Here is a 21,941-nt window from a genome sequence, read left to right as displayed (position 1 = left end):
CCCGATGGTCCGGGATGGGGCGTCTGCGATGTGGCGGACGTGCGGCGGTCAGCTCCGGCGAGCCGAGTCGTCGGAGCCGTCCTCGACCAGCGCCTGAGCGGCTGCGGCTTCGGAGACCGGAGCCTGCGCCCCGACGGTGACCCCGTGGACGGCGTCTTCCGCTTCGGACTGGGCCGCGTCGACCTCGTCATCCTGTGCGACGACGGGCGTCGAGCCGGTGAGGGCGACCTCCGCGTCGATGTCGGTCGCCGCCTGCTCGAACTGCGACTGGTACAGGCGCCAGTAGGCGCCCTGCGCCGTGATCAGCTCGTCGTGCGTGCCCTTCTCGACGATGTCGCCGTGCTCCATCACGAGGATGAGGTCCGCGTCGCGGATGGTCGACAGACGGTGCGCGATCACGAACGACGTGCGTCCCTGACGGAGCGCGGCCATCGCGTGCTGCAGCAGCAGCTCGGTGCGGGTGTCGACCGCCGACGTCGCCTCATCGAGGATCAGGATCGACGGCTGGGCGACGAACGCTCGAGCGATGGTGATGAGCTGGCGCTCACCCGCTGAGACATTCGACGCGTCCTCGTCGAGCACGGTGTCGTACCCCTCGGGGAGGGCATGCACGAACCGGTCGACGTATGTCGCCTTTGCCGCCTCGAGAATCTCGTCGTCGGTCGCGGTGGAGCGGCCGTATCGGATGTTCTCGCGGATGCTGCCGGCGAAGAGCCACGGATCCTGCAGCACCATGCCCGTGCGGGAGCGCAGCTCGTCGCGCGTGATCTCGGCGGTGTCCTGACCGTCGAGCATGATCCGGCCGCCGCTGAGCTCGTAGAACCGCATGATGAGGTTGACCAGCGTGGTCTTGCCCGCACCGGTCGGTCCGACGATGGCGACGGTCTGTCCCGGTTCGACCCGGAACGAGAGGTCCTGGATCAGCGGACGATCGGGCGTGTACGAGAACGCGACGTTCTCGAACTCGATGACGCCCTTGCCGTCGGCGAGCTCCGGAGCGTCGGAGTCGTCCGCCTCCTGCTCGTCGGCGTCGAGCAGCTGGAACACGCGCTCGGCGGAGGCGGTGCCGGACTGCACGACCGCAGCCATGCCACCCAGCTCGGACAGCGGCTGCGTGAACTGCTGCGAGTACTGGATGAACGCCTGCACGTCGCCGAGACGGAGCTGGCCGCTCGCGACCATCAGCCCGCCGAGCACCGCGATGCCCACGTAGCTGAGGCTGCCGACGAACATCATCGCCGGCATGATGATGCCGGAGAGGAACTGCGCCTTGAAGCTGGCCTGGAACAGCTCTTCGTTCTCGACCTGGAACTTGGCCAGCGCATCCTTCTCGCGACCGAACACCTTCACCAGCGCGTGGCCGGAGAACGCCTCCTCGACGCGGGCGTTCAGACGCCCGACCTTGCGCCACTGCGTGCCGAAGGCCTTCTGCGAGCGCGGTCCGATGACACCGAAGATGACAGCCATCAGAGGCAGGGTGACCAGTGCGACCAGTGCGAGCTGCCACGAGATCGTGAACATCATGAACAGGACGCCGATGACCGTGAGCACCGAGGTCAGGGCGCCCGACAGCGACTGCTGCATCGTCTGCGTGATGTTGTCGATGTCGTTCGTGACGCGGGAGATCAGCTCTCCGCGCTGCACCTTGTCGAAGTACGACAAGGGCAGACGGTTGATCTTCGCCTCGACGGACTCGCGCAGACGCCACATCGTGCGGACCATGATCACGTTGATGACGTAACCCTGGATCCAGGTGAGGAACGCCGCCACCACGTAGATCGCGAGCACGGCGGCGATGATCCATCGCAGCGCGTCGAAGTCGACGCCCTGACCGACCGTGAAGTCGCCGAGCGCGCCGAGCTGGTTCGCGAAGTCGTCCTGGCCGGCGTCGCGCAGCGCGTCGATGACGACGTCCTGCGGGGTGCCGGCCGGGAACCCGGGGAAGTCGCCGTTCGGCTGCCCGAGCTGGATGGAGATGAAACCCCGGTAGACGATGTTCGTCGCCTCGCCGAGCACCTTGGGTGCGGCGACCGTCAGCACGACGCCGAGCGCGCCGAGGATCGACACGAAGACGAACCACACCGCCGACGGCTTCAGCAGTCCGATCATGCGGCTGAAGCTCGCGCCGAAGTTGTCGGCCTTGCCCGGTGCGACGCTGTCCCAGTCGCCGGAGTTCTGGCGCGCCTGCTCGGCGAGCTCGGCCTCGTACTTCTCTTCTTCGGTGAGTTCGGGCTCGACGGTCTCGACCGCTGCCTTGCCGCGGCCGCGGCCGCGCTTCTCGTTGTCGCTCATGCGTCCACCCCCAGTTGCGATTCGACGATCTCCCGGTAGGTGTCGCTCGTCTGCAGCAGTTGCTCGTGCGTGCCGACGCCGACCATGGTTCCGCCGTCGAGGACGACGATGCGATCGGCATCCGTGATCGAGGACACGCGCTGTGCGACCACGATCTTCGTGACGTGCGGGAGTTCCCGCCACAGGGCCTGGCGCAATCGGGCATCCGTCGTCAGGTCGAGCGCCGAGAACGAGTCGTCGAAGATGAGCACCTGCGGCTGGTGCACGATCGCACGGGCGATCGCCAGACGCTGGCGCTGACCGCCGGACACGTTCGTGCCGCCCTGGGCGATGCGCGACTCGAGGCCGTTCGGCATCTCCTCGACGAAGTCGCGCCCCTGCGCGATCTCGAGGGCGTGCCAGAGCTCTTCGTCGGTCGCCTCCTCACGCCCGTAGCGGAGGTTCGAGGCGACGGTCCCGGTGAACAGGAACGGACGCTGCGGCACGAGGCCGATGCTGTCCCAGAGGGCCTCGACGTCGGCCTCGCGCACGTCGGTTCCCCCGACGTGGACCGACCCTCCGGACACATCGAAGAGTCGCGGGATGAGCGACACGAGAGTCGTCTTGCCCGAGCCGGTCGATCCGACGATCGCGACCGTCTCGCCCGGCTGCGCCGCGAAGCTGATGCCCTTGAGCACCGGGGCGTCGGCGCCGGGGTAGGTGAACTCGACACCGTCGAGCGCCACGGATCCGGGGGCGGGGAAGTCGATGACGCCGTTCTCCGGGCGCTCCATCGTGGACTCGGAGTCCAGCACCTCGCCGATGCGCTCGGCCGAGACCGCAGCACGCGGGATCATCATCGCCATGAAGCTCGCCATGATGACGCCGCCCATGATCTGGCCGATGTACTGCATGAAGGCGAACAGCGTTCCGACCTGCACCGTGCCGTTGTTGACCTCGATGCCGCCGAACCAGATGACCGAGACGACGGTGACATTGAGGATGAGCATGAACAGCGGGAACAGCAGCACGAACAGCGAGCCGACCTTGCGGCCGACCACCATGATGTCGGTGTTGGCTCCGCGGAAGCGCTCCTCCTCGATGCGCTCGCGCACGAACGCGCGCACGACGCGGACGCCGGTGAGCTGCTCGCGCATGATGCGGTTCACGTTGTCGAGCTTGCCCTGGTACGTGCGGAAGAGCGGCACCATGCGCCCGATCACGAGCGCGGCGAGGATCAACAGCGCGGGCACCGCGACGGCGATGAGCCAGCTGAGGCCGACGTTCGTCTGCACCGCGAAGATGATGCCGCCGATCGCGAGCAGAGGTGCGGTGACGAGCATCGTCGCGCCCATCATCGCGAGCATCTGCACCTGCTGCACATCGTTGGTGTTGCGGGTGATCAGCGATCCGGCGCCGAACACCGACACCTCGCGCTCGGAGAACCCGCTGACCTTGCCGAAGACGTCGGCGCGGATGTCGCGGCCGGCGCCCATCGCGGCACGGGCAGCGAAATAGGTCGCGATCACCGAGGCGATGATCTGCCCCAGCGAGACGGCGAGCATGAACAGACCGGTGTTCCAGATGTAGCCGGTGTCGCCCTGGGCGACGCCCTTGTCGATGATGTCGGCGTTGAGGCGCGGAAGGAAGAGGGTCGCGGCCACGCTGGCGAGCTGGAAGATCAGCACGCCGAGGAGGAGCCACTTATAACGGGACAGATAGCGGACGAGTATTTTTCCCAGCACAGGCGCACTTTCTAGGAAGGGTGAAGCGGCGGATCTCTCGGCTGACGGCTGCCGACCGACGAACGGCCACAACAAAGAGTGCCACGAACCGGGGACATTCGTATCCCTCTCTCGGGGGACCTTCGCTGACAGCGAACCTTTTCACCCGCGGCCTGCGGTTTCTACACGCGGGCGAAGAACGAGTCGCGCGGGTATCGCCGATCGGCCGGGTCAGAAGAGCGGATGCGGCGGCGCGTACTCGCGCGCGCCGGCTCCGGCATCCGATGCCAGTTCGCCGAGAGTGGGCGGATCCCACCGCGGATTGCGATCCTTGTCGACGAGCTGCGCGCGGATACCCTCGACCAGGTCGGGGTGCTCGTTCACGAACCACAGCACCCGCCGGTACTCGCCCTCCAGGGCCGCGCGGAGACTCGGAAGGTCCCTGGCCTCGCGCACCGCATCGAGCGTCACGACGAGCGCGGTCGGGGCGAGGCCCTCGAGGAGGTCGGCCGCGGCCGCGGCATCCGTCGATCCGCTCTCCCGCAGGCGCTCGACGATCTCGACGACCGTCGGCGCCGAGAACGCGTCGTCGATCCAGTCCTGCGATGCGGGCAGCTCCGACGGTTCGGGCGTCTCGTCGAACAGCAGCACGATCTCGCTGGGGCCGGTGGGGTCGGCGCGATAGGCGAGCGCCTCCCGCAGCGCGTCCAGCCGATCGGAGGGCACGAAGTGGTCGGCGAACCCGAGGTGCACGGCATCCGCTCCGCTCATCGTCGAGCCGGTGAGGCCGAAGTATTCGCCGAACCGCCCCGGCGTGCGGCCGAGCAGCCAGGTGCCGCCGACGTCGGGCGTGAAGCCGATGCGCGTCTCGGGCATCGCGAGTTTCGAGCGCTCCGTGACGATGCGGATGGCCGCGTGCCCCGCCAACCCGATGCCCCCGCCCATGGTGATGCCGTCGGCGAGCGCCACGACCGGCTTCGGGTATTCCGCGATCAGCGCGTTCAGGGAGTACTCGGCGCGGAAGAACTCGGCCGTCTGCTCGGCGTGGCCGGCCACGATCTGGGCGTGCAGTGCGCGAACGTCGCCACCCGCGCACATCCCTCGGTCGCCGGCGCCGTCGATCAACACGATCTGCACGTCGGTGTCGTGGACCCACGCCGTGAGCGCCTCGGTGAGCTGCTCGATCATGCCGTAGTCGAGGGCGTTGATCGCCTCGGGGCGGTTCAACGTGAGTCGGCCGAGCGCTCCTTCCTTGCGGACGAGGACGCGGGATGGGGGCGTGGAGTCGGTCACGCGTGCCACGTTACCCCGTCGCCGCGGGGTCGGAATCCGCATGAAATACGCGATCCGGGGGCTTTTCCGGCAGGATAGGGGGAACTGTTCATTGCAACGAGAGGTCGCGGATGCCCGACGGACAGGTGCTCGAGTTCACGAATGTGACGAAGCGCTTCAATGAGGTGACCGCCGTCTCGGACTTCTCCGCCCGCGTCGAGCCCGGTGCTGTCACAGCCTTCCTCGGCCCGAACGGAGCAGGCAAGACCACGACTCTTCGCATCCTGCTCGGTCAGGTGCGAGCCACATCCGGTACCGCGACGATCGGCGGAACCGCCTTCGCGGAGCTCCGCCAGCCGCTGCGCACGATCGGCTCGGTCCTGGAGGAGACGGCCTACCGTCCCCGCCGCACCGCCAACCGTCAGCTGACGATCGCGGCGAAGGCGAACGGGATTCCCCTCGCACGCGTCGACGAGGTGCTCGCGCAGGTCGGTCTGGGCAGCGAAGCCGACTCCCGCATCGGCGGTTTCTCGCTCGGGATGCGTCAGCGGCTCAGCGTCGCGAACGCCCTCCTCGGCGACCCCGGTGCGCTCGTGTTCGACGAGCCTGCGAACGGCCTCGACCCCGAAGGCATCCGCTGGATGCGTCTGCTGATGCGCCGCCTGGCCGACGAGGGTCGCACCGTGCTGGTGTCGTCGCATCTGCTGAGCGAGATCGAGCAGGTCGCCGACAACGTGCTCGTGCTGTCGAAGGGCAAGCTGGTCCTCGCGAGCGGCATCGAGACCCTGGCCGATCCGAAGGCCGGTTCCGTGGTGGTGGATGCCGCGGATCGCGCTGCGCTCACCGTCGCACTGACGACGGCCGGCTTCGACGTCGAGGTGCTGCGCTCCGGGCTCACCGTCCGCGGCGGGGATGCGGGAACGGTCGGCGCCGTCGCCGCAGAGGCCGGCATTGCGCTGAGCACTCTCGTGCAGCGCGGCCCGACTCTGGAAGACGTGTTCATCGACCTGGTGCGCGGCGGCAAGTTCGCGCCGCGCAGCGAGGGTGCCGCGCAGCAGGTGGTGGTCCCGCGGGATGCCGAAGCGGCCGAGGCGGATGCCGGAACTGTTGCGGGGGCTGCCGGGGTCACGGCTGCGCTCGCGGGCGCTGCCGGGGTGCCGGGGGTCGTCGGGGAGAGCGAGACGGCGGATGCTGCCGACGAGGGCAGCGTCGATGACGGATCTGTTGCCGAAGAGGCCGCTGCCGAGGGCGCCGTTGCCGAAGACGCTGCCGAGGGCGCGACGGTGGAAGTGAACTCGGAAGAGACTGACGCAGACGCCGGCGAGAACGTTGTCGATGAGAACGGTATCGACGAGAACGGTGTCGACGACAACTCCGCCGAAGAGAACGGTATCGACGAGAACGGTGTCGACGACAACTCCGCCGAAGAGAACGGTGTCGACGAGAACGGTGTCGACGCCGACTCCGTCGACGAGAGCGCCGCCGCCGATGAACTCGGTGCCACGGCATCCGGTGACGACGAGACCGCGACGGATACCGCGACCGACCAGACGCAGGATGAGCAGTCGGATGCGCCGGTGCGCTCGTTCGACGAGATCCTGTTCGGCGCGGCCGCGCCGGCACCCGCTGCCTCACCGACCGAGGATGCTGCCGGCGAGAACCGCCACGACGTCGCCGAGGTCTTCGCGACTCCCGAGCAGGGTGAGGCGGCCGGCGAGGTGTCATCCGAGGCGGAGAGCGGCGACTCGGCGGATGCCGAGTCCGAGACTTCCGAGAGCTCGGAGGAACCCGTAGGTGTGGAATTCTTCGCCGAGCTGGGGCAGGGAGAAGCGGCTGAGGACGCAGCATCCGTCGATGCCACCACGCAGGACGGAGCGACCGACTCTGCCGCCGACGGTGACGGCGAGAATCATGCGGCGCAGGGCGAGGACGATCCCCGCTCGGCCGCTGTGAGCACCATGCTCGCGGCCGCAGCGCGCGCCTACTACGAGGACGAGCCGAAGGACTACCCGCTCGGCGAGGCGGCCACCGATGACGCGGCCGGCGACGACGGCGCGCAGTGGAGCGTCGCGTCCACCGGTGTGATCGACACGGTTCCGCTCGCCGCGGAGTCGGAGTCGGAGTCGTCGGGCGACGAGGGATCCGATGAAGGTGCGGGCGAGGAGCCTTCTGTCGCCGAGGACCAGGCGTCCGGCGAGGGCGAGCACCACGAAGGTGACCGCCACGAGGGCGAACACCAGCACGGCGAGCACCACGGGGATGAGCACCACCACGGCTGAGCGCCCCCACTGACGAGAAAGCCCTCCGCACGGAACGTGTGGAGGGCTTCTCTGTGATGTCGGGGCTGAGGCGTCAGTCGATCAGGCCGGACGCGGTCGGATGACCGGACGCCGGCTGCCCTTGGAGACGGGGACCGGCGCGGTGGCCACGATCTCCTCGACGTCGGCGGGCTCCGTCGACACGTCGAGGCGCAGCGCCTGAGTGAGCGACAGGCCGTGACGGGTGGTCAGGATCAGCCGTCGGTACTGCTCGTCGCCCTCGAGGTCGATGACGACACTCGGGCGCCGACGCCGGATGAGCACGAAGTCGAGGCTTCCCGCCGCCTTCCAACTGCCCGCAGCGAGGACGCCGGGGATGTGCGTTCCGGGGTTCGGGACACCGCGCAGCCAGGTCCAGGCGTCTTCCGTGAGCTGCACCTTGGTGATGGTGTCTCGGGCGATGCGGACGTTCTCGCGGTGGAAGGTGGCGGCACGCTCGATCGGCGAGAGCACGACCTCCAGTTGCGTCTGGTCCAGCAGCAACGTCACCATGCTCCCAGTCTGCCAGCGCACCCCTGCCAGATGTCTGGAAGTTGCTCACAGGAAGGCAACGATCCGTTGTGGGAAGGCGCCAGTTCGCTCGAATCTCTGCTTCCATTATTCGAATATATGTACTACACTCGGAACATGACCTCCCTTCACATCGACGACATCGAGCAGCGACAGGCGCTGCTCGATGCGTGGGTGGCGAAGCGACGTCAGATCGCCTCGCTCGAGGCCCAGGCGTCGACGCTCCTCGCCGAGCGGGTGCGGGTCTTCGACGACGATGTGCGCGAGCACCCGCATCACCGCGACGCGATCCACCGCTCGATGATCGCGGAGTACTCCGCCGCGGGCCACTTGTCCAAGGGCGGCACGGAGTATGCGTTCGCCGATGCGCTCTTCCTCGATGCCGACCATCCGGCGGTGCGCGAATCTTTCCGGCGCGGCGACATCACCGCCGCACATGTGAGAGAGATCGTCCGGGCAGGGGCGATCGTGCGTCAGGCTGTCCGCGACGGACGCGTGGATGCCGCGACTCTCGGACTCTACGACACTGCGGCCCTGGTCGTGGCGGAACGCGACTCCCCGATGCGCACGCGTGCGTTGCTGCGGCAGATCGCTGCGGCTCTTGCCGGAGAGACAGTGAACGAGCGACACCGTCGGGCGGCCGGCGAGAGAACCGTCACGATGCGTTCGCTCGACGACGGCCTCGCCATGATCCAGGTCGTGCTGCCCGAGTACCTTGCCGCGGCGATCATCGACCGCCTCACCGCCCTCGCGCAGCAGCTGATCGCCACCCGCGACGACGCCGACCCCGTACGCCCGTCCGGCGCTCGCGACTTCGGCCCCGACGCGATCTTCCTCACCGATCTGATGCCGGACGATCCTCGCCGCGACGACGAGATCCTCAACGAGCACGGCACGCGGTGCCGCGCAGAGGATGGCGCCCACGACGGCGCAGGACACAAGGCTCACCACCGCGCACAGCCCGGAGTCGGCGAAGAGCACATCATCCACGGGGAGGGCGGCACGTTCGCGCTCGACCCGAGTTTCGATATCGAGCACGTGCCCTCCGATGAGCGCACGATCGATCAGGTGCGGGCCGACCTGCTCGCCGATCTGCTGCTCGCCAGCGACCCCAGCGCCGCCTGCGGAACCGGCCTCGAGGGCATCAAGGCCCGAGTCCAGGTCACGATCGCCGCATCGACGCTCGCCGGTGCCGATGATCGCCCGGCACAGCTCGACGGAGTCGGCCCCCTGCACCCTGACATCGCCCGCTCGATCGCCGGTCTGGGCGGCTCCTGGTCACGACTGTTCCTCGACCGCACCGGAATGGTGACATCCACCGACACCTACTCCCCGACCGAGGCGATGCGTCGACACCTGCGGGCGAGAGACCAGCACTGCCGGTTCCCGGGGTGCCGCGTGCCGGTGCACCGCTGCCAGATCGACCACAACCACGATCACGCCAAGGGCGGCAGAACGTCGAACGACAACCTCGCCCACTTCTGCACCGGGCACCATGTGCTGAAGCATCCCGACATCCCCGACCGGTTTCGATGGTCGGCCCGACAACTCCCCGGAGGAGACATCGAGTGGATCAGCCCCCTCGGTCGGGTCTACACGGATGCCGTGCCGCGCAGGGTCATGTTCGTCTGAGCACGCCCGTCAGTCACCTCAGCGATCTGCGCCCAGCGATCACCGATTAGCGATCAGCGATCACCGATCTGCGCCCACCGATCTGCGCCCACCGATCACCGATCAGCGATCACCGATCAGCGATCAGCGGCCAGCGACCAGCGATCAGCTCAGACGCGCACCGCGCTTGCAGCGGAAGCGGCAGCCGCCGGAAGCGCCGCCTCGATGACCTGGAGCTCTTCCTCGCCGTGTGCCGCGGTGAGGAACCAGGCCTCGAAGACGCTCGGCGGGAGCGCCACGCCCTGCTCGCGCATGGAGTGGAAGAAGGGCGCGTAGCGGAACGACTCCTGCGCCTGAGCCTCGGCGTAGTCGCGCGGCGCAGAGGCACGGAACGATGGGTTGAACAGGCTCCCCGCGGACGCGACCGCGTGCGTCACCCCCGCGTCCGCCAGCGCAGCATCGAGGCGCGCGGCGAGACGAGCGGATGCCGCATCCACGGCCGCGTAGACCTCCGGCGTCGCGAGGCGAAGCGTCGCGAGACCGGCTGCGACCGACAGCGGATTGCCGGAGAGCGTCCCCGCCTGATACACGGGGCCCAGCGGAGCGAGCAGATCCATGATCTCGGCGCGACCGCCCAGCGCGGCCAACGGCATCCCTCCGCCGACGACCTTGCCGAAGGCGATGATGTCGGGCACGTACGTCTCGCCCGCCGCAGCCTGCAGCCCCCAGAAACCCGCCGGGTGCACGCGGAATCCGGTGAGCACCTCGTCGAGGATCATCAGGGCGCCGTGCGCGTGGGCGGTGTCGGCGATCAGACGGTTGAACCCGGGGAGCGGTGCGACCACTCCCATGTTCGCAGCCGCCGCCTCGACGATGACCGCCGCGATGCGCGGGCCGTGCTCCGCGAAGACCGCCGCAAGGGCCTCCGGGTCGTTGTAGCCGATCACGAGCGTCTGCGCAGCGATCGGCGCCGGCACGCCCGCCGACCCGGGAAGGGCCAGGGTCGCGACTCCGGAACCCGCCTCGGCGAGCAGCCCATCGGAGTGACCGTGGTAGTGACCCGCGAACTTCACCAGCAGGTCGCGTCCCGTCGCGCCGCGGGCCAGACGGATCGCCGTCATGGTCGCCTCGGTGCCGGTCGACACCAGGCGCACGCGCTCCACCGGCCGGACCTCGCCGAACCGCACCCGATCCGCGATCAGCTCTGCGAGTTCGACCTCGCCCTCGGTCGGCGCACCGAACGACAGTCCGCGCGCCGCCGCCTCCTGCACCGCGGCGACGATCTCCGGGTGCGCGTGGCCGAGCAGCGCCGGGCCCCACGAGGCGACGAGGTCGACGTACGAGCGCCCCGCGGCATCCGTCACCGTCGCGCCCTTCGCGGAGGCGAGGAAACGCGGCGTACCGCCGACCGAGCCGTACGCGCGCACCGGCGAGTTCACCCCGCCGGGGATCACCGCGCGGGCAGCGGAGAACAGGTCGTCATTGCGGTCGGTCACAGCACTCTCCTCGATGATGCGCGACGAGAGTCAGTCGCGCAGCCAGCGGGCGGCCTCGGTCGCCCAATACGTCAGAACGGCGTCGGCGCCGGCGCGGCGGATCGACAGCAGCGACTCCAGCACCGCGCCCCGGCGATCGATCCAGCCGTTCGCCGCCGCGGCCTCGATCATCGCGTACTCGCCCGACACCTGGTATGCCCATACCGGAATACGCACGGCATCGCGCACCTCGCGCAGCACGTCGAGGAACGACATCGCCGGCTTCACCATCACGATGTCGGCGCCCTCCGCCTCATCGACGAGAGCCTCGCGAACGCCCTCGCGTCGGTTGCCCGGGTCGAGCTGGTACGTGCGCCGGTCGCCCGTGAGCTGAGAGTCGACCGCTTCGCGGAACGGCCCGTAGAACGCACTCGCGTACTTCGCGGCGTAGGCCAGCAGCAGGGTGTCGGTGAAGCCCTCGGCGTCCAGAGCGGCACGGACGACGGCGACCTGGCCGTCCATCATCCCCGACAGTCCGAGCAGCTGCGATCCGGCCCGCGCCTGCGCGAGCGCCATCGCCGCGTACCGCTCGAGGGTCGCGTCGTTGTCGACTCTGATCCCTGAGCTCGACGAAGGGTCCGCGGCAAGCACGCCGCAGTGTCCGTGATCGGTGAACTCGTCGAGGCACAGGTCGGTCTGCACCACGAGCGCGTCGCCGACCTCAGCCGCGAGGGCCTCCGTGGCGACGTTGAGGATGCCGCGCGGGTCATCGGCGCCGGAACCGCGCGCATCGCGCACCGCCGGCACACCGAACAGCATCACTCCCCCGACGCCGGCCTCCGCGGCCTCGACGGCGGCGGACCGCAGGGAGTCGATCGAGTGCTGGACCACGCCGGGCATCGACCCGATGGCGACCTGCTCGGTCAGCCCCTCTCGCACGAACATCGGCAGCACCAGCTGACGCGGCTCCAGCGACGTCTCGCGCACGAGACCGCGCACCGCGGGCGACTGCCGCAGGCGCCTCATCCGCATTTCGGGGAAGCTCACGGGGCGAACTCGTCGGCCGCGTGCGGAAGCGTGAAGTGCGAGACCGCATCGATCAGCGCGTCGACCGTCTGGCGGTCTGCCACGACCGACACCGACAACCCGGCCTTGCGGGCGTCCTGCGCGGTACGGGGGCCGATCGCCGCGAGCAGCGTCTCATCCGGGATCTCGGGGAACTGCTCGCGCACCTGCTGGGCGACCGACCCGCTCGTGATGAGGATCGCGTTGATCCGGCCGTTCTCGACATCACGGCGGATGCGCTCGGTGACGGGCACTCCGACCGTGCGGTACGCCACGACACTGGCCACATCGTGCCCGGCATCCGACAGCAGGGTGCTGAGCACCGGCTTCGCGATCTCGCTGCGCAGGGCCAGGATGCGGCGCGGCTCGGACTCGAGAGCGATCAGCTGCTCGGCCATGCCCTCGGCGGAGTTGTCCTGCTCGGGAACGAGGGCCACCTCGTAGCCCACGGCCTGCAGCGCGGCTGCGGTCGTCTCGCCCACGGCTGCGATCCGCGTCGAGCGCGGAACGACGGCGCGATGCGCGAACAGCACATCGACCGTGGTGGCGCTCGTGACGGTCAACCAGTCGAAGGCTCCGGCGGCCAGCTGCTCGAGCGCGCCGTCGAGGCCGGCCTGGTCAGTGGTCGGAGCGAAGTTGATGAGGGGTGCGACGACGGGCACGGCTCCCTGGGCGCGGAGGCTCGCGGCGACGCCGTCGCCCCACGGCCCGCCCCGGGGCACGAGGATGCGCCAGCCGTCCAACGGTCGGTCCTGCTTCGAATCGGATGTCATGAGGAATGCTCTCGGGTGACGAGTCCAGCCGCCCCTTGATCGAGCAGCCGACGGGCAACAGTGAACCCGAACTCGCGCGCTGCGCTCATCGGGTCTGCACCATCGGCAGCATTCGCTCCATTGCCACTGCCGTTCCGACGAATATACTCCCCGTTCAGGGCTTCCGTGACGTCGAGGCCGATCCGGCGGCTGCCATCCACCGCGTAGACGACCGTCCTGACGCGGATCGAGGCCCCTTCGACGACGGCGTGCGCGGCCATGGGGGCTTGACAACCGGCATCCAGACCTTCGAGAATCGCGCGCTCGACCGTGATGGCCAGCCGCGTCTTCGCGTCGTCGAGCTCGGCGAGCGCCGCGAGCAGTTCTGCCGGAGCATCCGCCCTCGTCTCCACCGCGAGCGAACCCTGCCCCGGAGCGGTCGGCCATTCGGCGAGGCCGAGCTCCTCGCGATGCAGCGGCGAGTCCGATCCCAACCGCGACAGCCCTGCTGCGGCGAGGATGACCGCGTCCAGTTCTCCGGAGGCGACCCGCGCGAGCCGGGAGTCGACGTTGCCGCGGATGTCCACGACCTCGGCGTGCGGCGACCGGCGGCGCACCTGCGCGATCCGACGCGGCGAGCCCGTGCCGATCGTGCTTCCCGAGTGCCGTTCGTGGAGCGGAACCCCGTCCCGGGTGAGCACCACGTCGCGGGCGTCCACCCGCGGCGGCGTCGCAGCGATGACCAGCCCCTCGGGGATCGCGGTCGGCAGGTCCTTCAGCGAGTGCACGAGGAAGTCGCACTCGCCCGCGAGAAGCGCCTCGCGCAGGCGGGTGGCGAAGATGCCCTGCCCGCCGATCTCGGAGAGCGACGCTCGATTCGTGTCGCCCTCGCTGGTGATCGGGACCAGCTCGACGCGACGGCCCGACACCTTCTCGAGGGCGGCGGCGACATGACCCGACTGCGCCTGCGCGAGAGCGCTGCGCCGGGTTCCCAGGCGGATCGAGGTGCTCATCGCTCGACCTACTGCAGTACGTCCGCGATCTCGTCGAAGCGCAGGCGGCGCCCCGTGTAGAAGGGCACCTCCTCCTTCACGTAGAGACGCGCATCGGTGTAGCGGAGGTCGCGCATGAGGTCGACGAGCTCGGTGAGCTCATCGGCCTCGAGCGGAAGCAGCCACTCGTAGTCGCCGAGCGCGAAGGCGGCCACGGTGTTCGCGATGACGCCGGTGAACGCCGCACCCTTGCGTCCGTGGTCGGCGAGCATCTTCCGACGCTCCTCCTCCGGCGCGAGATACCACTCGGGCGTCCGCACGAACGGGTAGAGGCAGAGCCAGTCCTTGGGCTCGACACCGCGGAGGAATCCGGGCACGTGGGCTCGGTTGAACTCCGCATCGCGGTGCACCCCCATCACGTTCCACACCGGGAGCAGCGATCGCAGCAGCTCGGTGCGGCGAAGTCGCCGCAGGGCCTTCTGCAGCTCTTCGGCCGTGGGTCCGTGCAGCCACACCATGAGGTCCGCGTCGGCCTTGAGCCCGGAGACGTCATAGAACCCGCGGACGGTCACCCCGGAGTCCTCGACGTAGGAGACGATCGTCTCGAGCTCGGTCGAGTCGGATTCGGTGACCGGGACGTCGGGGTTGCGTCGCCAGACCGCCCAGAGGGTGAATCCGGACGGGTTGTCTTCGCGCTCTTCGGACATGTCTCCAGTCTGCCCCCTTTGCGGAGGGGTCGCGAACGCGGGGCCGGCCACGCCGACGGAACTCAGCGCGCGATCGCGCGAGCGATGATCCAGACGACTCCGCCGACGGTGGCGGCGATGCCGACCGCGGCCGCAGCCGCACCGATCGGGTTGCGGTCGGCGAAGACACGCGCACGAGCGATCGCCCGCGTCGACGCCTTCTCGACACGGCGGGGGATGTTGCCCTTGATCTCGATCGCGGCCAGCGCCGCCTTCAGCTCGGCGCGGGCCGATGCCCGATCGTCGACGATCCCGGCGGGCACCACGGTGCGCGGCACCAGAGAGTCAGAACTGGTCATCGCCGGCCTCCTTCACGATTCGGATGTCCTCGGCGACCGCTTGCGCAGGGTTCTGCCGCTTGAGGAGCTTGCGGAACTTCAGGATGCCGAGCAGTGCGAACAGCAGCACCGCGACGATCAGGATGCCGAACACGGCGAGCGCGGAGAGCCACACGGGCCACCACGACGAGAGCCCGGCGATCGCGAAGACCAGGATGACCGGGACAGCCCAGAACAGGAAGAACAGCGCGACGAGGAACCAGACCGAACCGATCCCGGCGTCCTTCGCGGTCTTCGAGATCCACGCCTTGGCCGCATCGATCTCGGCCTTGACGAGCTTCGTGACCAGTTCGGGCAGGTCGCCCAGCAGTGTCAGCAGACTGTCGTCCGCGCGATCCCGGTATCCGCGAGGCATGTCAGGCGCCGGGCTTCTTCGGGGTCGGCTTCTTGACGGCGCCGGCGGAGGAGGAGCCGCTGGCGGTCTTCGCCTTGACCTCGTCGACGGCGTCGTCCGTCGCGTCGGCCACCTCTTCGGCGGCCTCCTTGCCCGAGGCGATCACGGCGTCGAGCTTCTGGCCGGGGCTGCCGTTGCCCTTGACCGACTTGACCACCTTCACCGCGCCGGTCCACAGTGCGCCGGGAACGGCCGCTGCCTTGTCACCGACGAAATCCTTGACCTTCTCGACCTGGTCCTGCACCGGATCGGTGTTCCAGACCTTCAGCCACTGCTTCTTGATCTGTTCGTAGCGTTCCTGTCCGGCACGGGTGCCGAGGACATAGCCGACGCCGAGTCCTACGACGAGTCCGATCTTCCCCTTCATGGGGTCTCCTCACGTTGTTCCGGCTTCATTCGCCCGAATGGGCACCGACCGGGGGCCGCGAGGCCCGCCTGCCAGGTACTCAGCGTAGCTCCGTATGCCGATTTCGGCATCTAGAAGGCGCAGGGGTTGACACATGGGGATTCATCAGTCCCACAACAGGGCGCGCCGCAGCCGATCCGCCTCGGCGGTCGCATCCGGGATGACCTGCGCCAGGCCGGTTCCCGCAAGCCAGGCGCCGACGACGGCGAGCCCGGGCACCGCCTGCACGGCGGCACGGGCGGAGGTGCGCCTCTCGCCGGACCCGATGATCGAGGCCGGCTGCGATTGCACGTATCGTGCGCGGTGCGCGGCCAGGAGCGCGTCCGGTGTCAGCGGCGTGCCGAGCAGCGCGCCGGCCTCCTCGAGGGCCAGAGCGGCGGCGGCCTCGTCGCTCAGGCCTGCCGTGGCAGCGGGCTCACCCTGGGCGCCGAACGAGACCCGGACGATCTCCCGGTCACCCGCGGCCTCCCGCAGCCAGCGCCACTTCGCGGTCGAGTGCGTGAGCGCCTTGGCGGTGTGGCTCCCCGGCACGGTGAGCACCCCGGTGCCGCGCGGCGCCGCCGCCAGCTGCGGGGCGTCGAGCAGCAGGGTGATGACCTCGATCTCGGGCGCCGACGACGACTCGGCCGCCGCGAGCGCGGGGATGCCGGCCTCGAGCAGCGCGCGGGCGACCGATTCGGATGTCGCGACGATGAGTGCGTCGGCGGTGATCTCGTCCGCGTCCGTGGCTTCGTCCGGAGACTCGTCCGTCTCGGCATCCGCCTCGACCTCGATCGTCCATCCTTCGCCCGCCCTCGTCGCAGACAGAACCCGCGCACCGGTGCGCACCTTCGCGCCCAGCTTCGCCAGATCCGCGACCAGCGCGTCGACGAGCACACCCATGCCGCCGGAGAGTCCCTCGACGGCAGCACCCGGCGCCTTCGCGACCTCGGTGCCGCCGGCCTTCGCCGCACGCGCCGCGGCCTCTTCACGCAGCGCCTGCACCGCGCCGGACAGCGATCCGACGCGGGTGAGCGCGGCGTTGAGCCCCGGTGCCGCGACGTCGACGTCGACGTCGTCGGGCGAGGCGGAGTAGACGCCCGTGGTGACCGGCGCCACGAGACGGTCGCGCACCTTCGCACCCATGCGCGAGGCGACCAGTCGGCCGAGACTGAGCTGGTGCCCGATGGTCAACGGCGGCCGCACCCGATCGAGGTACGCGCGCCAGGCGCCCGACCAGCCGATCACGCGACGGACGTCGTCCTGGAACGGATTCGCCGGGATGCCGAGGACTCCGCCCACCGGGAGCGGAGCCGCACCGACACCGGGAATGCCCGCCAGCCAGGCGCCGCCGGCCTCGGGTGCCACGATGCGGTCGGTGAGCCCGAGCTCCTCCAGGAGCGCGCGCACGTGCCCGCCTCGGGTCGCGAAGCTCTCAGCTCCCGCATCGACGACCACGCCGTCGAGTTCGGCCCGCCGGATCGCGCCGCCGACGGCATCCGATGCTTCGAGCACCGTCACGGGCATGCCGATCTTGGCGCACTCGCGGGCGGCGATCAGCCCGCCGATGCCGCCACCGATGACGACGACATGCTTGCGAGCGGCGCGGGCCGCGAGGTCGGCGGGCGCCGCGCGGGAGGCACGCTCGGCGCGGGAGGAGTCGGCGGTCATGCCGTCAATTCTCGCACCGGAGCGGATCAGGCCTCGACGGGGGTCGCGCTCCCGCGGCCGCGCTTGCGGACCTCTCGGAGCACGATCTGCTCGGGGCACACGGTGGAGAGGAAGTCGCCGACCGAGAGCGCCAGGCGCTCTCCGACGAGGGAGTAGAGGATGCGGTTCGCATCGCGCCGTTCGCTGACGAGGCCGGCCTGACGGAGCACGCTCAGGTGGCGCGAGATCGTGGGTCCGCTCGCCGAGAACCGCGAGGCGATCTCACCGGCCGCGAGTTCACCGGCCTTGAGGTCCTGGAGGATCTGGCGCCGGGTCGGGTGGGCCAGCGCCGCGAAGATGTCGGATGCGCTGTCTGTCATGGTTGCAATATAGCACTCTTGCTAGATACTCTTTAGCCTGATAGCTAACAAGCGAAGGAGTCGACATGAGAGTCGCCATCACCGGGGGCACCGGATTCGTCGGACGGAACCTCGCTGAGCGCCTCGACGACACGGTCGTCATCTCGCGCCGCAGTGGAGTCGACATCACCGACGTCGACGCTCTCGCCGCCGCCTTCGAGGGCTGCGACGCGGTGGCTCACTGCGCGGGGATCAACCGCGAGATCGGCGACCAGACGTTCCAGCGCGTGCATGTCGACGGCACCAGAGCCGTGGTCGAAGCCGCCCGCCGCGCTGGGGTGCGGCGCATCGTCCTGGTCAGCTTCCTGCGGGCGCGACCCGACTGCGGTTCCGGCTATCACGAGTCGAAGTGGGAGGCGGAGGAGATCGTGCGGGGCTCCGGCATCCCGCACACGATCCTCAAGTCCGGCATGATCTACGGCCCGGGCGACCACATGGTCGATCACGTCACTCGCGCGGTGCGGACACTGCCGTTCTTCTGGACGGTCGGATACCGCGAGCGCACGGCACGCCCCGTCCCCGTCGACGACGCGGTGGATGTGCTCGTGGCCGCTCTCGAAGGACGCATCGAAGAGCCGACCGTCGCGGTCATGGGAGCCGACGAGGTGACGCTCGGCGAGGCCGTCCGCCGCATCGCCCGCGTCGCCGGCCGTCGTCCCGCCTACGTGCCGGTACCCACCTGGGCCATCCGCATCCTGGCGCAGTTCACCGAGTGGGCGATGGTCGTGCCGCTGGTCGCGAAGGCGCAGGCGCGGATGCTCGCCGAAGGCGTGAGCGAAGCCGTGCCGCCCGCGCCGGAGGCGCCGCTCGGCATCCGCCCCCACCGTCCGTTCAGCGACGAGCGCATCCGCGCCGCCCTTCCGGACGGGCGCTTCGGGCTCGCCGACCTGCGGATCGCGCGACGGATTCAGCGCTGCGCGTGGACCAGCTCCACGATGCGCGTCAGCTGATCGGGGTCGGTCTCCGGTGGAACGCCGTGGCCGAGGTTGAGGATGTGCGCCCGTGCCGAGCGGCCGCGCTCGAGAACGTCGAGCACATGCGCCTCCAGCACCGGCCAGGGCGCTCCGAGGAGCGCCGGATCGATGTTGCCCTGCACGGTCACGTCGGGTCCGAGGATCGCGGCGGCCTCATCGAGCGGCTGCCGCCAGTCGACCCCGACCCCGTCGGCGATCCCACCCAGGCGCATGTCGGCCAGGAACGGTCCCGTGCCGACTCCGAAGTGGATCGCCGGAACGCCGATGCCCTCGAGCGCGGCCACCGAATGCGGCGCGACGAACCTGCGGTAGTCCGCCGGGTTGAGCGAGCCGGCCCAGCTGTCGAAGAGCTGCACGACGGATGCCCCGGCGTCGCGCTGCGTCTCGAGGAACCGACGGGAGACGCGGGCGAGCCAGCCGGCCAGGCGGTTCCAGGAATCGGGGTCCGCGTGCATCATGGCCCGTGCCCGCAGGTGCTCCTTGGACGGTCCGCCCTCCACGAGGTAAGCGGCGAGCGTGAACGGGGCCCCGGCGAAGCCGATCAATGGAGTGTCTCCGAGCTCGGCCGTGACGATGGCGACGGCCTCGGCGATCGCCGTGCCGTCGAGCGATTCCGGGTCGATGGCCGTGATCCGGTCGACATCGGATGCCGAACGCACGGGGTTCGCGAACACCGGTCCACGCCCCGGTTCGATCTCGACCTCGACGCCGGCGAGACGCAGCGGGATGACGATGTCGCTGAAGAACACCGCCGCGTCGACGCCATGACGACGCACCGGCTGCAGTGTGATCTCGGCCGCGAGCTCGGGCGTGAGGCAGGCGTCCAGCATCCGCGTGCCGACGCGCAGCTCGCGGTACTCCGGCAACGACCGGCCGGCCTGACGCATGAACCACACCGGGGTGCGTTCGGGGCGGACACCGGCGAGGGCGCGCAGCAGCGGAGCATCGGAGAGGGCCATGCGTCCATCCTCCCATCCGGTCGTTATGAGTCCGCGGAGACGCCTGCTCTCTCGGGCGGGTAGAATCGTGGGGTGCTGCTGTGTGTCACGGCGAGTCACAAGACCGCCTCCTTCGAATTGCTCGAACGCCTGAGCCGCACCCCCGACGACGTCGCCTCCACCGTGGTGGACATGACGCCGTGCGTGCAGGGTGCGGTCGTTCTGGCGACCTGCAATCGGTTCGAGGCGTACGTCGAGATGGATGAGCCCGTCACCGCGGCCGGCGCGATCGGCGTCGAAGCGGTCCTCGAGGCGATCGAGTCCACGACCGGGGTGTCGGCTGCCGAGTTCGACGGCGCCTACGCCGTGCACTCCGGGCGCCGCGTCGCCGAGCATCTCTTCTCGGTGGCATCCGGTCTCGAATCCGTCGTCTCCGGCGAGGGCGAGATCGCCGGCCAGGTACGTCGCGCCTTGAAGTCGGCCCGCAAGGACGGCACGACCTCCCCCGAACTCGAGCGCCTCTTCCAGCGCGCGAGCCAGGCGCAGCGCAAGGTCAAGAACGTCACCGCGCTCGGTCGCGCCGGGCGGTCGCTCGTGCGCCTCGCGCTCGAGCTCGCCGACAGCCGCATCGCCGACTGGTCGGCCGAGCGTGTGCTGCTCGTCGGCACGGGCGCCTACGCCGCCGTCACCCTCGCCACCCTGCGCGAGCGCGGCGCCGTGAACATCTCGGTCTACTCCCCGTCGGGCCGCGCCGAGGCGTTCGCCGCGAAGCACGGCATCCGTCCGGTCAGTGCCGACGAGTACGCCCGCACCGCCGCGCACTCGAGCCTGCTCATCACCTGCACGACCGCGACCGAGCCCGTGCTCGGCCCGGAGCACCTGCAGCACCCGGTCGGGCTCGCGACCGTCGGCTGCCCAGTGCCGACCACCGGCCCCGGGGCGCAGCGGCACAGTCAGCTCGTGGTCGACCTCGGCATGCCGCGCAACGTGGACCCCGCGGTCGCCACGCTCGAGGGTGTCGCCCTGCTCGACCTCGAGACCATCCGGCTGCACGCTCCGCTCGAAGAGCTTCAGGCGACGGATGCTGCGCGCAGCGTGGTCCGCGAAGCGGCCGACACCTTCCACGTCGTCGGCGCCCGCCAGAGTGTGACCCCCTCGGTCGTCGCCCTGCGGTCGCACATCTTCTCCCTGCTGGAGAGCGAGATCGACCGCGCCCGGGCCCGCGGCGACGAGGACGGCCGCATCGAGCAGGCCCTCCGCCACCTCTCCGGAGTGCTGCTGCACACACCGACGACCCGCGCGCACGAGCTCGCCGCCGCCGGACGTGCCGACGAGTTCGCCGCCGCCCTCGGCACGCTGTACGGCATCACGCCGGTCGAGCCGGCCGCCGAAGAACCGAGATCGTCGATCGCGTAGCGCATCCCGCGGTGGGACACTGGGAACATGGCCCTGCACATCACCGGAGACACCGCCGCCGACGCCCTGCTGACCGACAACCCGCTGGCTCTGCTGGTCGGGATGCTGCTGGACCAGCAGGTTCCGATGGAGACCGCGTTCGCCGGGCCGCTCAAGATCGAGCAGCGCACGGGAGCGACGGATGCCGCCGCCATCGCGAGCATGGCACCGGACGAGTTCCTCGCGGCATTCCAGCAGACGCCCGCGGTGCACCGCTTTCCCGGATCGATGGCCACGCGCGTCCAGACCCTGTGCCAGACGCTTGTCGACGACTGGGATGGGGATGCGTCCCGCCTATGGACCGAAGGCGACCCCGACGGCGCCGAGGTGCTGAAGCGGTTGAAGGCGCTCCCGGGCTTCGGCGAGCAGAAGGCGAGGATCTTCCTCGCTCTCCTCGGCAAGCAGTACGGTTTCACCGGCGAGGGCTGGCGCGAGGCGGCCGGACCCTATGGCGAGGACGGATCCTTCCGCAGCGTCGCCGACATCGTGTCCCCCGAGTCGCTGACGAAGGTGCGCGAGCACAAGAAGGCGATGAAGGCGGCCGCGAAGGAGAAGGCCTGAGATGGAACCCACAGGCACCGACGTCGCGGGACTCATCGCCCGATCCTCCCCCGCGGTGCGCCGTCGCGATGCCGAGACGCTCACGGCGCTG

The 21,941-nt window shown here is 69.7% G+C and carries 20 protein-coding genes; 5 read left to right on the top strand and 15 right to left on the bottom strand.

Features of this window, described 5'->3' with window-relative positions; genetic code table 11:
• Positions 1-48 precede the first annotated feature (48 nt).
• From QFZ21_RS15490 to QFZ21_RS15480, 3 genes are all read right to left on the bottom strand, one after another.
• Positions 49-2,292 (bottom strand): ABC transporter ATP-binding protein, encoded by a 2,244-nt coding sequence (locus QFZ21_RS15490; protein ID WP_307379300.1) that lies wholly within the window; start codon positions 2,290-2,292, stop codon positions 49-51.
• Positions 2,289-4,016, bottom strand: coding sequence for an ABC transporter ATP-binding protein (locus QFZ21_RS15485; protein ID WP_307379298.1), 1,728 nt, complete (start codon positions 4,014-4,016; stop codon positions 2,289-2,291). The genes QFZ21_RS15490 and QFZ21_RS15485 overlap by 4 nt, the downstream gene beginning before the upstream one ends.
• Before the next feature lie 210 nt (positions 4,017-4,226).
• Entirely contained in the window at positions 4,227-5,288 is a 1,062-nt protein-coding gene (locus tag QFZ21_RS15480; protein WP_307379296.1) for an enoyl-CoA hydratase/isomerase family protein, read from the bottom strand.
• A gap of 110 nt (positions 5,289-5,398) precedes the next feature.
• Here QFZ21_RS15480 and QFZ21_RS15475 point away from each other — a divergent pair, with 110 nt between their 5' ends.
• Positions 5,399-7,546 carry an ATP-binding cassette domain-containing protein gene (locus QFZ21_RS15475; protein WP_307379295.1) on the top strand — a complete coding sequence of 716 codons (2,148 nt, stop codon included), beginning with the start codon at positions 5,399-5,401 and terminating at the stop codon, positions 7,544-7,546.
• An 81-nt stretch (positions 7,547-7,627) separates the two neighbouring features.
• Here the strand turns inward: QFZ21_RS15475 and QFZ21_RS15470 are convergent, their stop codons facing one another.
• A complete protein-coding gene (locus tag QFZ21_RS15470) occupies positions 7,628-8,077 on the bottom strand; it encodes a hypothetical protein (protein ID WP_307379293.1) in 450 nt (149 codons plus the stop codon).
• 135 nt (positions 8,078-8,212) lie between these two features.
• Here QFZ21_RS15470 and QFZ21_RS15465 point away from each other — a divergent pair, with 135 nt between their 5' ends.
• Positions 8,213-9,727 carry an HNH endonuclease signature motif containing protein gene (locus tag QFZ21_RS15465; RefSeq protein WP_307379291.1) on the top strand — a complete coding sequence of 505 codons (1,515 nt, stop codon included), beginning with the start codon at positions 8,213-8,215 and terminating at the stop codon, positions 9,725-9,727.
• 149 nt (positions 9,728-9,876) lie between these two features.
• On the opposite strand, the gene QFZ21_RS15460 is transcribed toward QFZ21_RS15465, so the two are convergent.
• The 10 genes from QFZ21_RS15460 to QFZ21_RS15415 form a co-directional block, all read right to left on the bottom strand.
• Entirely contained in the window at positions 9,877-11,202 is a 1,326-nt protein-coding gene (locus tag QFZ21_RS15460) for a glutamate-1-semialdehyde 2,1-aminomutase (RefSeq protein WP_307379289.1), read from the bottom strand.
• A gap of 30 nt (positions 11,203-11,232) precedes the next feature.
• Complete coding sequence (gene hemB, locus QFZ21_RS15455) at positions 11,233-12,228, bottom strand: porphobilinogen synthase (RefSeq protein WP_307379287.1); 996 nt, start codon at positions 12,226-12,228, stop codon at positions 11,233-11,235.
• On the bottom strand, positions 12,225-13,019 hold the full coding sequence (locus QFZ21_RS15450; protein WP_307379284.1) for a uroporphyrinogen-III synthase: 795 nt from the start codon (positions 13,017-13,019) through the stop codon (positions 12,225-12,227). The genes hemB and QFZ21_RS15450 overlap by 4 nt, the downstream gene beginning before the upstream one ends.
• The gene (gene hemC, locus QFZ21_RS15445) at positions 13,016-14,011 is read right to left on the bottom strand and encodes a hydroxymethylbilane synthase (RefSeq protein ID WP_307379281.1); all 996 of its coding nucleotides are present in this window, start codon (positions 14,009-14,011) and stop codon (positions 13,016-13,018) included. Before hemC ends, QFZ21_RS15450 begins: the two co-directional genes overlap by 4 nt.
• 8 nt (positions 14,012-14,019) lie before the next feature.
• A complete protein-coding gene (gene hemQ / locus QFZ21_RS15440) occupies positions 14,020-14,697 on the bottom strand; it encodes a hydrogen peroxide-dependent heme synthase (RefSeq protein ID WP_307379278.1) in 678 nt (225 codons plus the stop codon).
• A 62-nt stretch (positions 14,698-14,759) separates the two neighbouring features.
• Positions 14,760-15,035: a hypothetical protein gene (locus tag QFZ21_RS15435; RefSeq protein WP_307379276.1), complete on the bottom strand. Its 276-nt coding sequence runs from the start codon at positions 15,033-15,035 to the stop codon at positions 14,760-14,762.
• Positions 15,022-15,429, bottom strand: coding sequence for a phage holin family protein (locus QFZ21_RS15430; RefSeq protein ID WP_307379273.1), 408 nt, complete (start codon positions 15,427-15,429; stop codon positions 15,022-15,024). Before QFZ21_RS15430 ends, QFZ21_RS15435 begins: the two co-directional genes overlap by 14 nt.
• Position 15,430: 1 nt before the next feature.
• The gene (locus tag QFZ21_RS15425; protein WP_307379271.1) at positions 15,431-15,835 is read right to left on the bottom strand and encodes a hypothetical protein; all 405 of its coding nucleotides are present in this window, start codon (positions 15,833-15,835) and stop codon (positions 15,431-15,433) included.
• Between the two features lie 144 nt (positions 15,836-15,979).
• The gene (gene hemG / locus QFZ21_RS15420; protein WP_307379268.1) at positions 15,980-17,524 is read right to left on the bottom strand and encodes a protoporphyrinogen oxidase; all 1,545 of its coding nucleotides are present in this window, start codon (positions 17,522-17,524) and stop codon (positions 15,980-15,982) included.
• Between the two features lie 26 nt (positions 17,525-17,550).
• A complete protein-coding gene (locus QFZ21_RS15415) occupies positions 17,551-17,883 on the bottom strand; it encodes a metalloregulator ArsR/SmtB family transcription factor (protein ID WP_307379265.1) in 333 nt (110 codons plus the stop codon).
• 65 nt (positions 17,884-17,948) lie between these two features.
• Here QFZ21_RS15415 and QFZ21_RS15410 point away from each other — a divergent pair, with 65 nt between their 5' ends.
• The gene (locus QFZ21_RS15410) at positions 17,949-18,872 is read left to right on the top strand and encodes an NAD(P)H-binding protein (protein ID WP_307379263.1); all 924 of its coding nucleotides are present in this window, start codon (positions 17,949-17,951) and stop codon (positions 18,870-18,872) included.
• Here QFZ21_RS15410 and hemE read toward each other — a convergent pair.
• Positions 18,830-19,855 (bottom strand): uroporphyrinogen decarboxylase, encoded by a 1,026-nt coding sequence (hemE, locus tag QFZ21_RS15405; RefSeq protein ID WP_307379260.1) that lies wholly within the window; start codon positions 19,853-19,855, stop codon positions 18,830-18,832. The genes QFZ21_RS15410 and hemE overlap by 43 nt on opposite strands.
• Before the next feature lie 72 nt (positions 19,856-19,927).
• Between hemE and QFZ21_RS15400 the strand changes: the two genes are divergently transcribed.
• Complete coding sequence (locus QFZ21_RS15400) at positions 19,928-21,250, top strand: glutamyl-tRNA reductase (RefSeq protein WP_307379258.1); 1,323 nt, start codon at positions 19,928-19,930, stop codon at positions 21,248-21,250.
• Between the two features lie 27 nt (positions 21,251-21,277).
• The gene (locus QFZ21_RS15395; protein WP_307379255.1) at positions 21,278-21,850 is read left to right on the top strand and encodes an HhH-GPD-type base excision DNA repair protein; all 573 of its coding nucleotides are present in this window, start codon (positions 21,278-21,280) and stop codon (positions 21,848-21,850) included.
• Positions 21,851-21,941 lie beyond the last annotated feature (91 nt).

It is taken from the genome of Microbacterium sp. W4I20 (genome assembly GCF_030816505.1).
Lineage (GTDB): Bacteria > Actinomycetota > Actinomycetes > Actinomycetales > Microbacteriaceae > Microbacterium.
Note: the sequence above shows the minus strand (reverse complement) of the source record. Positions and strands in the feature narration are given on the sequence as shown.